The sequence below is a fragment of the Pseudomonas sp. FW305-7 genome, assembly GCF_058786735.1.
Genome location: NZ_JBYSZA010000006.1, coordinates 110,636 through 125,306, shown reverse-complemented (window position 1 = coordinate 125,306; position 14,671 = coordinate 110,636). Strand labels below are relative to the sequence as shown.

General features: G+C 49.2%; 12 protein-coding genes. 5 read left to right on the top strand and 7 right to left on the bottom strand.

The window, feature by feature from the left end:
* Window positions 1–224: 224 nt before the first annotated feature.
* The 4 genes from AC3WMT_RS10445 to AC3WMT_RS10430 form a co-directional block, all read right to left on the bottom strand.
* A complete protein-coding gene (locus AC3WMT_RS10445; protein WP_146041258.1) occupies window positions 225–1,154 on the bottom strand; it encodes an NAD-dependent epimerase/dehydratase family protein in 930 nt (309 codons plus the stop codon).
* A 16-nt stretch (window positions 1,155–1,170) separates the two neighbouring features.
* A complete protein-coding gene (locus AC3WMT_RS10440) occupies window positions 1,171–2,391 on the bottom strand; it encodes a glycosyltransferase family 4 protein (RefSeq protein WP_103305689.1) in 1,221 nt (406 codons plus the stop codon).
* A gap of 8 nt (window positions 2,392–2,399) precedes the next feature.
* Window positions 2,400–3,365: a glycosyltransferase family A protein gene (locus tag AC3WMT_RS10435; protein WP_103305688.1), complete on the bottom strand. Its 966-nt coding sequence runs from the start codon at window positions 3,363–3,365 to the stop codon at window positions 2,400–2,402.
* 517 nt (window positions 3,366–3,882) lie between these two features.
* Window positions 3,883–4,896, bottom strand: coding sequence for a glycosyltransferase family 2 protein (locus AC3WMT_RS10430; protein WP_371919324.1), 1,014 nt, complete (start codon window positions 4,894–4,896; stop codon window positions 3,883–3,885).
* Between the two features lie 493 nt (window positions 4,897–5,389).
* On the opposite strand from AC3WMT_RS10430, the gene AC3WMT_RS10425 reads away from it, so the two are divergent.
* From AC3WMT_RS10425 to AC3WMT_RS10405, 5 genes are all read left to right on the top strand, one after another.
* Window positions 5,390–5,752 carry a hypothetical protein gene (locus AC3WMT_RS10425; RefSeq protein WP_103305687.1) on the top strand — a complete coding sequence of 121 codons (363 nt, stop codon included), beginning with the start codon at window positions 5,390–5,392 and terminating at the stop codon, window positions 5,750–5,752.
* Between the two features lie 243 nt (window positions 5,753–5,995).
* Window positions 5,996–6,310, top strand: a complete 315-nt coding sequence (locus AC3WMT_RS10420; protein WP_103305686.1) for an NAD-dependent epimerase/dehydratase family protein — start codon at window positions 5,996–5,998, stop codon at window positions 6,308–6,310.
* Window positions 6,307–7,137, top strand: a complete 831-nt coding sequence (locus AC3WMT_RS10415) for an ABC transporter permease (protein ID WP_103305685.1) — start codon at window positions 6,307–6,309, stop codon at window positions 7,135–7,137. The genes AC3WMT_RS10420 and AC3WMT_RS10415 overlap by 4 nt, the downstream gene beginning before the upstream one ends.
* A complete protein-coding gene (locus AC3WMT_RS10410) occupies window positions 7,127–8,443 on the top strand; it encodes an ABC transporter ATP-binding protein (RefSeq protein ID WP_103305684.1) in 1,317 nt (438 codons plus the stop codon). The genes AC3WMT_RS10415 and AC3WMT_RS10410 overlap by 11 nt, the downstream gene beginning before the upstream one ends.
* Window positions 8,444–8,495: 52 nt before the next feature.
* A complete protein-coding gene (locus AC3WMT_RS10405) occupies window positions 8,496–11,480 on the top strand; it encodes a glycosyltransferase (RefSeq protein WP_103305683.1) in 2,985 nt (994 codons plus the stop codon).
* Window positions 11,481–11,722: 242 nt separating this feature from the next.
* On the opposite strand, the gene AC3WMT_RS10400 is transcribed toward AC3WMT_RS10405, so the two are convergent.
* The 3 genes from AC3WMT_RS10400 to AC3WMT_RS10390 are packed head-to-tail and all read right to left on the bottom strand — an operon-like array spanning window position 11,723 to window position 14,618.
* Window positions 11,723–12,739 (bottom strand): MraY family glycosyltransferase, encoded by a 1,017-nt coding sequence (locus AC3WMT_RS10400; protein WP_103305682.1) that lies wholly within the window; start codon window positions 12,737–12,739, stop codon window positions 11,723–11,725.
* Complete coding sequence (locus AC3WMT_RS10395; RefSeq protein ID WP_103305681.1) at window positions 12,736–13,698, bottom strand: UDP-glucose 4-epimerase family protein; 963 nt, start codon at window positions 13,696–13,698, stop codon at window positions 12,736–12,738. The genes AC3WMT_RS10400 and AC3WMT_RS10395 overlap by 4 nt, the downstream gene beginning before the upstream one ends.
* Window positions 13,695–14,618, bottom strand: a complete 924-nt coding sequence (locus tag AC3WMT_RS10390; RefSeq protein ID WP_103305680.1) for a glycosyltransferase — start codon at window positions 14,616–14,618, stop codon at window positions 13,695–13,697. Before AC3WMT_RS10390 ends, AC3WMT_RS10395 begins: the two co-directional genes overlap by 4 nt.
* Window positions 14,619–14,671: the final 53 nt, after the last annotated feature.

Genomic DNA, 14,671 nt, shown 5'->3' with positions numbered 1-14,671 from the left:
CGTTATTATCGGAAGCGACGCGCTCTATTCGCGACTCACCGCATTATATCCTTAGAGTTTTACGCCCAGCCTCAGATATCGAAGAAAATTAGCCAATGACGCAAAAGCCTTGCATGAAACTTAATAAATACGGTAAAGCTCACTGCAACTAAAGAAACAAAAAATCAATCGGGATGATGAGATCACCCCGGATAGACCAAAGCCAAAAAACATATAACCCAAAACTACAACCCCGAGGACTTTATCCAGTTATAGGTTTCAAGTATTCCATCCTGCCAAGCAACCTGAGGACTCCACCCCAAATGGGTTTTGGCGCGATTAATGTCCAAAATGCTTACAGGAATATCCATATTCCGGCCAGGCAAATAATTAACGGCGATCGACTTTCCGACCGTATGTTCTAGTGTCGAGATAATCTCATTGATACTGATACCCGCGCCAGAACCAATATTGAAGACCTTATAAGGACTACTATTACTAAGTGCCAGTTCAATAGCATTGACAACGTCATCAATGAATACGTAATCCCTTACAACTCCACCATCCCCCCAAACATCTATCGGCTCATCGTGTATGGCGTGTTGAAAAAACGCCGAAATGACACCCTGATTCTTTTTGTTGGTCTGATACGGTCCATATGGATTGGCAACACGCAGAACACAATAGTCAAGTTTGTACAGGTGATAATATAGAGAAAGGTACTTCTCAATGGTGAGCTTGCTGACGCCATAGGCGGTTATTGGGTTGTTTTCGGAGGCTTCGGGAGTCGGAATGACTGATGGAACGCCATACACCGTTCCACCCGAAGATAAAAATACTATCTTCTTCACCCCGGAATTTACGCATGCATCTAACAGATTCAGCGTCGATACAACATTCGCCTGAAGATCAGCAACACGATTAATATTTGCACTTGCTGGCGTAGAAGCGTTAACCAGATGAATCACTGTATCGCAATCACCAATTGCGTTCGCAATCTGGTTGGCGTCGGCAAAATCACCCTCAATCCACTTGCATTTCTTGAATGCATCCTTATACATGGGATTTCGACCGAAGGCTTTGACATTGGGGTATTTCTCCCCAAGCTTTTCGCAAAGACGGGAACCAATAAATCCGCTGGCGCCTAAGACTATACAACGAGGATTGTTATGCATTACCGGGCCCTGCAAATTAGTTATCAATTTCAATTAACGCATTCTTGAGCTTTTCAGCTTCTAATTCCCAACTGGAAAAATTCGCAGTCTCCAGTCCCTCAGAGCGAATTGCAGCATGCGTCTCTGGGCGCTGTAACAGCTCACAAACTGCGTCAGCGAGACGTTCAGGTACTGCTTCAGTCAGGATGGAATTACGATCATTCAACAGCCACTCAGTGCAAGGAGCACGATTGCTGACAACAGGCACCCCACACGCCATCAACTCTAGCGGAAGGAGCGACAGATTCGTAAACGAGAGCACAAGAGCCACATCGCACTGGTTGTAGAGATCGGGTAGATCACTAACTTTCATGGTCCCGGCATTCACGTGAGCGAACGGTATTTTAAAGGACGAAACGTCCCAACCGGCAAATATAACCTCCACATCGGGAATTCGCTTGACTACTTCATTCAACGTAATCAACCCAAGCTCAAAGGCGCGCCGCGGAGTAGGAGGACGGGCATAGAAGAAGACCTTCTTCCCAGTTGTTCTTTTCGCCTCTTTGACTTTATACAAAGCACGATCATATGAAAAACCAATAGGATATGCATCAGCCCCATATTCCGCTCGAAGCTTGTTTGCCAGCCAATCTCCGGCAGTTATACAGTTGAATCCGAAAGAATATGTAGCTTCGGCCAGCGCAGACTCCGATCCGACAGCATAAAAATAGGGCTCAAAATCCTGAACAAAATAACATTTATGCTTGGCATTTTGAAAGTTGCGAACATAGTAAGCGGTCTGCCAGGATGTTGCCATCATGTAGTAAGAAGCCGGAACAGAAGCCAGACCATCATACACTTGAGCTTTTAATGGGAAAAACCAGTCAGAGATCTGTCTCTTTGCTTGTTTAATGTCGTATTCCGGGTGAGACCCGACGATTACAACCCGACACTCGTAGCCGAGCTTCTCTAGCAGGAACACAAAACGGAAAATATTGAGGTGCCCGCCTGATCCTTTGCCATAAGCAGGTACAACCCATGTAACCGTGTTTGCTTCAGCACTCCCTTCCACATAGGTCACACCTGAAGGTTGGTAGAGTGCAAAATCATAAAAACCAAGAACATCATTCTTTGTAAAAATCGCCGACTTGTTTGACTCGATGCTTTCAATCGTTTTCTTTACCAGGGGCAGCAGTCCGTGCGTACGATAATAGCTTATCGCTTGCTTGGCTTTGTTCTTCGCGACTGTAAAATTCATGGAAATCCCTACTGAGCAAATAACTTTTTATCGCGAGATATACGGCTGACAATTGCGGCGGGTATTCTGTCACCTCGTGCTCCCAAGTAATGTCCCAAAACCCGCATCACATTATCCACCAACGCGTGAAGGACGATTCCGGGGGAGCCTTTCAGTAATCCTGTTTTTTTGGCGAAGCTGATGTCTCTCCGACTCAGTGCGGCAACAGAACGGATCATGGACTTGAGATCTGGAGAAAGAACGTATCCGAAAAAACGCCGAAACGCATAGCTCTCATCGAAGCTGCGCTGGAAGCGCTCGAACAACGTGTAGTCATGAGAATGATAAACCGCGCCAGCTTCGGAGTACGCTTTGCGATACCCAGCCTCGATAATAAGCTTGGCCCATGCCTGATCCTCAGCAAAGTCAACATCCGGATAGGGTATGGACTCCCATACCGAGCGCCTGATCAACGCATTATTGTCCGAAAAAAAATGTAAAAACTGCCTGTATCCAACATCATTGGCATAACGACTTTCATCTTCCATATGAACGATCGGAAAGGAGTCAAAACCGCCGAAATGAAGTTCCAGTTCTCTTTTTGTGAAAATTGACGCGTTTGGGTAAGCTATATGACGACCAAATACTCCAGCAATTCTTTCGTCGCTTTCTGCGCAAGAGACCAAGTTAGCCAACCAGTCATGATTAACAGGCTTGGCGTCATGAGTAATAACCGCGACAAACTCACCCCTGGATTTCGAGATAGCAAGATTGCGTGTGCGGCCATGGCCAAACTCAATGGAAGGAATCTCGATTAGCGACGCCTGAGGAAAACTTCGTACAAACTCAACCGTGCCATCTTTAGAACCGGAATCGATAACTATTATTTCAAATGGCCAATCGGTTTTTTGCGCAACAACCGCGCTGAGAACGTCCTGAAAAATCATCCCAGGGTTCTTTGTAGGTATTATGACGGAGGCTTTTATGGTGTTCATATTAGGCTCTAATAGCAACGGACATGCTATTCAGTTAATTTTCATCCGTGCATTACGTATTTGTATCAGTTTTCGACCATTTTCCGGGAAATGCACACCTGAATACGGCCATCCAACAATTTGTACTCCGCCCTGGGCAAAAACGAAGTTGTTTCCATATGATTGAGCCAAAAAATCTATGGATTTTTCAGCGCTCCATATTTGACGAACACAATGAGAAGATTCCAGCAGGCTCATTGTGGCAACGGTATGCGCAGAAAAGGATTCGCCGAGACGTACCCTGGTACAGGCGAACAATCAATTTGCTCAGATCCTCGCGCCAATGCTGAGCGATCCAGTGGGTGCCGCCGCGGTTGACTGGCATAACCTGACATTAATGGCCGCCCTCATGAGCAGAAAACTATTGAAAACGCTTGTACATTATCATACGCAGGCCAGAGAGGCATTCGGTGAGGGCATGCAGCAGCTCGGCGAGACAGCAATTCCCGTGTTTGGCGCAGCGCACACTCTTGAGCCTTCATATTTTCCCGAGGCAGGCCGCGACGATCAAGCTGATGTTGGCCGCGTGCGTCTGACGATAGATACCAGCCCTGTAGAACTCACATAGCCGCCCTTTGAAGCCCAGGGTACGCCCGGCTTCAAAGTGTTCAAGCGTTGCTCGGGCTTCTTGAGTCATCAATGGATAAAAGGAACTGAGAATTTCGAGATTCGCGTCATTCCACTCGACAAATCGCCCAGAGAGCATATTGCGGACCCTAAAGAGGCGATCTTTGTAGCTCGCATTCGCCCCGATAATGTTACCCCCATGCTGCCGATAGTCCAGAGTTGCTCCAGAGTCGTAGAACGTGCAGCCACCGCACGCAGTGACCAATAAATACGCAAGCCAATCATGCGCTACCACCGTGGAACCCTCAGGAACGCTCAAAAGGACTTCCCGAGCAGCCTGATTGATCAGCATGGTATTCGCACCCGCAAGGCTCTGGACGAGTGCATTCTGAAAAGATGGCGGACGAGCGAAAAGAGGGGAGAATCCGATCGGACTACCCTCGGCATCAGTCAGCCTGGTTCTTGAACAATATAATGCCGGCTTCTGCTCTGGCATGGACGCCAAACGGTCCACGCTGCGCTCAAGCTTGTCATCGAACCAGACATCATCCTGATCGCTAAATGCGTAATAACGCGCTTGCACCTCAGGTCTTTTGAGGAGCGACATGAAGTTCTTTGCGAAGCCTTGGCAAGGCCCGTCAAAAACGAATAGCTTGCCGCTCCCCCAGCGACGCTGATATTCATCAAGTATATCGCGCGTCGAATCAGCAGACGAATCGTCCGAAACGTAAAGCGTCCAGTCACGATAGGACTGCCGACCGAAAGAGTCTAACTGCTCCCGCAGGAATGAAGAGCCGTTGTAGGTGCACATCAGTATTGCGACATCGGCGCGCTCTTCATCAGCACCTGCGCCCTGCAACTCAGGTAAGTCGCTTACCAACCCAACGCCGCGACCCTTATCTTTTTCTGTAAGCTGGGTTTTCAAAGATTTATTCGCTAGCAAATTGCGTATTGTAACCCTAGCGATGACGGAGGTCGAAGCGGATATTTGCTTCCCATTGATTTAGCCAAACCGAGGCATCGGTAAAGTCTGCTTTGCGAACTGATCATCACTTTTTTGGAGTCAGCATGCCGCCGTAGCGCAATGAGTGCCTCGCCCGCCATTGGCATCTGAGGTTCAGCCTGGGGGAATACCCCTTCCGCCCCCGCTGAAAAGCCCAAAACCAGCCTTCTTGAAGCTGCCGCGTGCCATCCATGGGGGTGCCCACGCCAATCAATGTGGGCAGGCAGCTGCGCCGAACTGATGGCAATAGAAAATTCACCCACTCTGGATTACAATCTGCGGCGCTATGGCCAGCAGCTACTTGACAGGAGTCAAAAGCGAGCGCCGGATCGGATTCAATGAATACGAAAATAAAAACACAATCCTACCCTTAGATAACACTTTAGGGGAGTAAGCCAAGTTTCAGGAATAGAGAATGACGTCGGTCACAGGCGGTGGAGGGTTGAAAAATGCAAAACTTATGCAGGACTTTCAGCCTGTATCTGATCGAATGGTCAAATTCATCAAGGAAGTTAACTATTCGGATAAACGCAAGAACGAACTCCCACAGCATCGGGATGAAGCACGTTTTTTCATGCGAATTTTGATCAATTACCCCCTGTGTGTTTCTGCTATTCCTGACCGCGCGCAGGCTGATTTCCTTAGCCATGTGCAGGGCAACAGCGCCTTGCGAAGATCTCAGGATGGAAAACCTGGACCTCTCGCCACGCTTTCCAACTCCTTGGCAAATACAGATTGTCGTAAGCGCCTTGATCAGCACTTAGCGAGCCACATCTAATGCAGGCCCAGTCTACCTGTGACCGCGGCCCGCACCTCAAGAGGCTAAAGCGCCTCTCACCCCCTGAAACACATTTGGCTATCAACATTCGCGGCTGCAGCCAGACTGCCTCGGACCAGAGATGACCAGCCAGATGTGATTTTGCCTTGAGGAAGACGATGTGACACCTCCTCGCATACTTAAACATGACGTTACCGCACGCAAACTAGCGAGCACAGCGTGGACACACAAAGAGGTATATCTATGATTTTAGTTACAGGTGGAGCAGGCTACATTGGCTCGCACACTGTCATAGCTCTTGCTCAGGCGAGCTGTAAAACGCTGATTCCAGACAATTTTTCCGACAGCCATCACTCTGCTCACGACATACTGGAACCCCGTCCGAACTTCATCGGAGGTGACATCCGGAATAGTGTTTTGCTGGAGAGTGTTTTCAAGCAGCACCTTGGCTCCTCCCATGCAGAAAGTGTTTGGGGCTGGAAGACGAGCCGTGGCCTAGAGCAGATGTGCGCAGACAGTTGGCGCTGGCAAGAACGAAACCCAGAGGGATACCAATGAACCCACACGCCAATCAACCTACCTCCATCTTCGCGTTGACCCGAAGCCTTTGTACCAATCGTCGGTTGATCATGCAGATGATCAAGCGGGAGGTGGTAGGACGCTACAAAGGGTCTATGATGGGCCTGCTTTGGTCATTTTTGAACCCTGTTTTCATGTTGCTTATATATACCTTCGTTTTTTCGGTAGTATTTAAAGCACGCTGGAATGTTGACACTGGGGAAACCAAAACTCAGTTTGCTGTCGTCTTGTTTGTCGGAATGATTGTACAAAGCCTGTTTGCCGAAGTACTGAATCGAGCACCAGGGTTAATTATCGGCAATACTAATTATGTAAAAAAAGTAGTGTTTCCTCTGGAGATACTTCCAGTGATCAGCTTGGGGGCCGCACTGTTCCACTGCGCAGTTAGTTTCATTGTGCTGTTGGGAGCCTTTGTTATTTTGAACGGCTTTTTACATTGGACAGCTATTTTTGCACCACTCATTATCGTGCCATTGATAATCATGACACTAGGGTTTGCATGGATGCTGGCGTCGCTCGGAGTTTTCCTACGCGACATTGGGCAAACCATCGGCGTACTAATGACGGTTATGACCTTTCTTGCCCCGGTTTTTTATCCTGTCAGCGCCTTGCCTGAAAACCTCCGACCTATAATGAACGCCAACCCATTAACGATGATCATCGAACAGCAAAGGGCGGTGTTGATTTTTGGGCAAATGCCGGACTGGTATGGGTTAGGAATATATACGCTAGTGGCGATCGCCATTGCTTGCCTGGGCTACGCCTGGTTCCAAAAAACGAGAAAAGGATTTGCTGATGTCCTCTGATGTCGTAATTTCTGTAGAAAACGTTTCCAAGATGTACCAGGTGTACAGCAAGCCGAGCGATCGGATGATGCAAATGATCTATCGCGGTCATCGCCAACTGTATAAGGAGTTCTGGGCTCTTAACGACGTTAGTTTCGAAGTTCGACGTGGCGAAACAATTGGCGTGATTGGACGTAATGGGTCAGGAAAATCAACGTTACTCCAAATCCTGGCGGGCACCTTGACACCCACATCAGGCAAGGTAGCTATCAACGGACGCGTAACTGCTCTTCTAGAGTTGGGCTCAGGTTTCAACCCTGAATTTACAGGCCGTGAAAATATCTTTCTGAACGCTACAATCCTGGGCGTTTCGCAAGAAGTCGTAGAGAACAAATTCGATGAAATCGCCGCATTTGCCGACATCGGAGATTTTCTCGAGCAGCCAGTGAAGACATACAGTAGCGGGATGTACGCACGTCTTGCTTTCGCTGTCGCAATATCCTTCGAGCCTGAAATTTTAATCGTCGATGAAATCCTGTCGGTCGGTGACGTATTTTTTCAAGCCCGCTGCATGCGCAAGCTAGATGAGTTCCGAGAAAACGGGGGTACTGTGTTCTTCGTTACTCACGACACCCATGCGGTCGAGCGAGTATGTACACGAGCCATCGTTCTCAGTCACGGGAAGAAAGTGTTCGAGGGCGGTACGGCCGATGGCGTGACGGTGTACTACAAAATGAGCCGGGAAGAGGCAAAAGCCCCGACCAAGCAGGTCGATTCGAGCACCGTAACAACCGCTCAATCAGAGGAAAAGCACTCCCAGCTGGCCGAACTTGAGTCTATTGACATTCGGCGAGACCATGTCGTGGGTGATCACAGCGCGCTCATTGAAGAAGTGTATATAACCGATGATGAAGGCGTTCAGCGCTCGAATTTTGGTATAGGGGAATGGATGACCGTTCGCCTGGTCGTGACGTTTAATGCAGCCTTTGACTCGGTGGATTTCGGTGTCGGCATTCGCGACCAGTCGGGCACATTGATTGGGGGGGCACACTCAATGTATGAAAACTCATCGATTGGCCCAATAAAAGCTGGAGAACGACGCTGCCTGTTGACCAAGATCAAGCTTGACGTGGCACCACGCGAATACTTGCTAATCGCAGGAATAGCGCGACACGACTCCCTGCAAGTTTACCAAGAGTGCTATGGACTCTACGATTTTTGCGCTATCAGCGTGACTGGCAACAAGAAGTTCTGGGGAGAGGTCGCGCTGCCAAGCAGCACGGCAGACGAAGGCGAGCCGACCTCCTCGCCCGAATCAACTGTGTAAATATCGTTTAAAAACATCGTACCTTACATTCGTAGAGATATTTTTCAGGCCTATGTCAAAATTTAACTTCGAAAACGAACTAATCGCCACGCAAGAGCATGAATTACCAGCGATTGGTCTGCATTTTACAACGCCTGAGCGTAATTTTTCCTCCGAAGGTGAGGCACGCTCCGTTAACGTCATTTACGAAGACGCCCAGAATAACGACGTAGTCTGGCAACCGGATGTTCTCTGGGAGGCGAGAAATATAGCTGATCGCCAGGGAATCACCCATGTGATCGATATCGGGTGCGGTGGCGGCCATAAGCTCGTTCACTATTTCCAGGGTGGCGGATATGACGTCATGGGGATCGACTATCATGGTTCCCTATCCCTAAGCCGCGCCGCCTATCCTGAATGGCAATGGGTAGAATGTGACCTGACATCCTGGGATGATCTTTCCCGAATCTCACTGGAACTGACGAATACAGCTCCAGTCGTCATGATTTTGTCAGATGTAATCGAACATTTGACCGACCCAAGACCTCTGGTCGCATGGATGCGCGCGCAATTAATCGCGCGCCCTGGCAGCCGTCTAGTTGTATCAACTCCTGATCGTACACTTCTCGATTATGAAGATGTAAATAGCCGACCTGAGAACAAATCACACGTCCGGGAATGGTCCTTTACGGAACTTGAACGTTATTTCGTCTCAAGTGGCTTGGAGATCATCCGATCAGGGCATACTCGTGCGAATCAATACGATCCGGTTATTTCTACGATTTTCATTGAATGCGCTTGCTCCGAAGAGTTCTACAAAGAATTCCTTATCGACGTTGGCTTACTGCATGGCGATGAGTGGCCACAGCATCTTCTAGTGACTACGGAATACGCCGGAATTCACAACACTGGAGGAATTGGTACATTCGTTCGAGAGCAACGAGAGTCTTACGGCTACGACAAATCACTTTGCTTGTTCGGCGGCGTAGCTAACGGACTCACCCAGGAAATTCTGCGCGCTGAAAAACTTGTGTCCACTTCAATGTTATTGGTTGAATCCGACATACAGTCCTTACCTTTAGAAGATCAATTTCTAAAAGCAGTGCAGCAATTTCTATTTTATTTTCCTGATATTTCGACAATTCAATATGGCGATTATCAAGGTATCGGCTGCCGAATCGCTCAGGCGAAACAAACAGGGTTGCTGCCGCAAACGATCAGAATTATCGCCCACTGCCATGGCATAACCCATTATCTTGAGAATGCGCATGAATCGTGGCTCGGACTATCCCATTCAGGTACGGCCGAAAAAGAAAAAATTTCTGTGGAAGGTGCTGACTTAGCAGTCTTCCCTACTACCTTCCTGCGCGAGCTTTATGCTGAAGCCGGCATTAACGTCCCAGCGGAAAACAATGTCCTGCTGCGCTACCCTCTTCATAGCCCAGTCTCTGAGCTTGACGCATCGACCAAGATTGATACGTTGATTTTTTACGGGAAACGTTCCCGTATGAAAGGCTATGACTTGCTCCTGGACTCCCTTGCTGGCGTGGATGTAGAGCAATGGAAAAAAGCCGGGATTACCACCATTTGCCTGATCGGCCCTAAAGTTCATGGCAACCCACAAACAGATTCCATGCTTGAGGTATTGCGAGAGCATTATCAGGTTGAGGAATTTTGTAATTTAAGTCGGCAGCAGGCGATTGATGCTTTACACGAGCGAGCGCACCGCGCGATTTGCCTGATGCCCTATCTTGGTGACAATCATCCCTACGCACTACTTGATGTTGCCTTCTCCACAACTATCCCGTTGATGGCCAACGCCGGCGGGGTTCCTGAAATGATCCCCGAGGAATTCCGAAGCATTTGTTTAGCCGACCCCAATGCTTTGAGCTTCCGCGCGCGAATTCATGGCCTCCTCTCATTGTCGTCAGCTGCATTTCATGATTTGCGAGAGTCCTTAGTTTCGACGATGGCTCAAACTCAAAATGATATCAATGAGTTGGTCAAGGCGTTCCCTGGAGATCAGCAGCCCAAGCTACTTGCAGGGAACACAGGGGAAGCCACGATAATTGTTCCTGTATTTAATACACCGCTTGATTACATCGAAGACCTCATTTTCGGAATCAACAATCAAAGCCTGAAACCAGCAGAAGTTGTTTTCGTCGATGACGCGTCAGAGGAAGATTACGTTGATGGATTACAAAGTCTGGTAAAAGAACATCTGCTATTACCATACCGGATAATACGGCACCCCCAAAACAAGGGCTTGGCTGGGGCGCGAAATACGGGCCTCGCGGCCGCACAAACTGATTTCATCATCAATATCGACTCAGATGATGTACCGTTGAATGATTTTGTAAGAGATATCGTTTTCTCTCTCAGATCAAATCCGCAGCACGCCGCGGCCGTTCCTTATCTTTGTGCTTTTGATGACGGTACTGATTTCAACATCGTGCGATCTGGCATGTATGTGTACCGCCCTCTTGGCGACGGTGTAATTGCGTCGCAACTGGATAACCAGCTTGGGCATGCGAACGCAGGGTTTAGAACATCCACGCTGAGAGAGTTTGGTGGATGGGACGAATCCAGCAAGGCCATGTGGGAAGATTGGGCGCTTTACTTGAAGTTGACGGCAGCGGGTCGAAAAATTGCGATCATTCCAAAGATTGGTTGCCTTTATCGTGTCCGTCCACAGTCAATGCTGCGTACATATAAGACCTGGCCTGCGATGCGTCGACTGGCGAACAACATGCTCGGGCTGCCTAGATATGAAAATTTCCGCCTGCAGGCAATGCTCCGTAGCTATCGCGACGTCACAGCGCAGGAAGCGGAATCTCGACATCGCTTAGCTGCACTTCAGGTAGAGTTCAGTATCCTTCAGCAAGAGATTAACTCTAGTCGCCAGGAGCTAAACAGAGGCGGAGTCAGAGCGGTGCGCAGCCTGGCCAACCGGCTCGCACAATACCCTGCGTTGTTTGATGCAGTAAGAAAATGTGGGCGTACCGGGTGGAAAATCTTACGCAAACTGGCTCATCTGGGCCGCCGACTCAGAGGATGAGCCGGCGCCTAACAGGAAAACAACTCAACTGAATTGAGCCCAATGTAATCTAAACAGCCCACCGTTTTTTGAACGCCTACGAAGTTGCTTTCAAAAAACGGCGGGCTGTTAACTATAAGATCTCAGCCACCTTGATCGCGGACTGGCTAGCTCGCAAAACATCGACAGATAGGCTTATTAAAAGGAAGCCCTGGAAACTCTCTTTTCCTCGAAAATTTTAATATCCCTTCAAATATCTCCGACTACTTGGATGCCGCCACTCCAGCATTAAACTTCCATGCCAGCACCATTAGCGGGGAATAGGCCAAGAGCGCACCGAAAGCACCATTTAACCAACTGTTTCCGACCATCAATGCCAGTGGAAACAAGTAACACACATTTATTATCACGACCCCCGCCGTTACCAGTCCATGACTACCCCACCGATCAGTTGCATGCTGATATCCGTGACTACGATGGGCTTCGTATACTTTGTCGCCGCGCAAGAGACGCTGAATTAAAGTCCAGGTTGCATCGACAATAAAGACGCTGAGCATAATCATCCAACTCCACAGCATTTCCGGTGAATTTCCCGAAGACTGGATTGCCAACCCCCCAAGCACCAGCCCCAGAAAACCACTTCCTGCATCTCCCATAAAAATCCGTGCGGGTGGAAAATTCCACCATAGAAAACCTGCTACTGCCCCTGCCAGAATCAAAGGCATCCAAGCCAAGTCACTGCTCCCGCTGATCCAACAAACCAACCCCATTCCAAGGCAAACACTGATAGCCTCGGCGCTGGCCAAACCATCAATCCCGTCCATGAAGTTATACAGATTCAACATCCAAACCAAATACACCACACCCAGGATGTCACCAAACCACCCCAGATTAATAACGACGCCAAATAAATCGATTGTGGGGAAACCGTTAAACCAGAACAGAGCCCATCCCGCCGCAATGAAATGACCCAACAAACGCCACCTGGCAGCAATATGGCCATGATCATCAGCGAACCCTATCAACGCGACGAGTAGACCCGAGCCAAAGACCCCATACAGCGTAGAGGCGCTTATCAGATTAAGACCCGCAAGCACGGGAAGCGCTAGAAGGAAGGAAACTACAATGGCCACCCCGCCCCCGCGCGGCGTAGGGACCGAATGAGAGCTACGCTCGTTAGGTATATCCATCAAACTCTTCGTCAGCGCATAACGGCGCAAGACAAACGTCGATGCCCATGAAATGGCGAAAACTGCGAATAGAAGCCACCAAACAGTCATTTCGATTGTTCATCCAGATAATAGCCAGCGGTCTGACGCATGGCTTTGTCCATATTGACGGAAGGACTCCATCCCAATAAATCACGATTTTTACTAATATCGACTTGGAGGGAACCGCAGACTCTCTGCGCGATAGCCTTCCTCCCCAGCGCTGATGCCATTAGCGTTAATAACGTCTCAGGGAATGGCACAAGCCGCGCGGAGTTACCCAACGCCTTAGAAAGCCGACGGAGCAGTTCAGTTGTAGACAAGTCTTCACCGTCGCTCACCAGAAAGATCTGATTGGCGGCTGCGGGATGATCAATGCACGTAACAATAAGACTCACCAGATTTCCGATCGAAACCAGACTTCGTTGATTGCTGATAGCACCTAGAGGCAAAGGGATACGTCTGGCCAGCCAACTCAGCATGCTGCGAAAGTTTGCTTTCACCCCTGGACCATAGACCAGTGGAGGGCGAATGATCACCACTTCCATGCCGGTGTCTCGACTTAATTGCTTTAATCCCTCCTCAGCCTCGTATTTGGATACGCCGTATGGATCCTGCGGATCGGGTCGATCATCGGCTTTGAACGGCATACCCAAGCATGTACTTTCGCCATTGACCTTAATTGAACTAACGAAGATGAAGCGTTTAACCCCTGATGCAGCAGCATGCTCCGCCAACCTGAGGGTGCCGATCACATTTACTTTACGGAACTCGGCCAAAGCGTCCATTGAGGCCTCATTCATGACATGCACTCGAGCAGCGGCATGAATGACAACTTGTACATCATCAAGGACGGGCAAGGCATCGACGCGGGTCAAGTCGAAGATTTGGGTCGGGCACAGTCCATTCAGGCGCGTGATACCGCGCGCAGATGCAATTGGGGAGAACTTCTTGTCCACTAACAGCTTGAAAACTACCGCTTCGCCAACAAAACCAGCCCCCCCTGTAACTAATACCTTCGGGGCCATCATCTAGTCATCTTCCCTATCAACGCAGTAACCCAGCAAATGCAAAAGAAAAAAATCTTATCGCGCATCCGGCGTCGACAATGCCGGGCGCTGAAGGACAGCCTCAAAAGGTGCCTGCGCCGCAATTTCAGCCAGGTTCGTACAAAGGGGTGTGAGTCATGCCCGATCAAGTGCGCAATCAGTTGCACCTGATTAAACCACCAACCATCGTGAATGGTTTTGTAGCGGGCAACCAGTGGGCTTAAACCCTTGTTGGCGCCCACTTGGTTACGCTCGTGTTGGCGGTAGTTCATGGATGGTTCAGGATCGATGTACCAACGATAATCATGGCTGCGGGCAAATGCATAGCAATACCAGTCATGCAAACTGACATCTTGTAAAAGCCGCCAATTATCGAGCATCGATTTTTTTAAAGAATCCGCGAGGCTCTTACTCATTACGTACGTACAGCCGGGCCCCGCAGCCTCGAAAAGAAAATCCCAGGCAACCTGAGGTTGTGCCTTGTCCAGAAAATGAGTTTTGCCATTTGGCCAGAAAGCCGTGACGTTACTGGAGTAGGCATCCACCTCACGGGTTTGGAGGACATACGTCGCACGCTGAAGCTTGTTCGTGTGCCAGATGTCATCCTGATCAGCGAAGGCAACAAAATCGTAACCGTCGAAGTCAACATCGCGTATGAGTCGAAAGAAATTTCGAGATGCTCCACCGAAGCTGCCGGCAGCCGGCAAGACTAAAACTTCAGGATGCTCAGCGGCGTAAGCAGCACACCACCCTTCGGTACCATCAGTGGAGGGATCAATACTGATATAAATAGTTACGTCGATAGCTAACTGGCCGAGGATCGAGGCCAATTGCTCCTCGATCCACTGCATACCATTGTAGGCAGCCAGCAAAACCGCGACCTTGGGATGTTTTACTGGCATGCCATTCCTGCTTGCACCGGTTAAAACGCTTCGACTCGAAAAGGCTCGGCGCT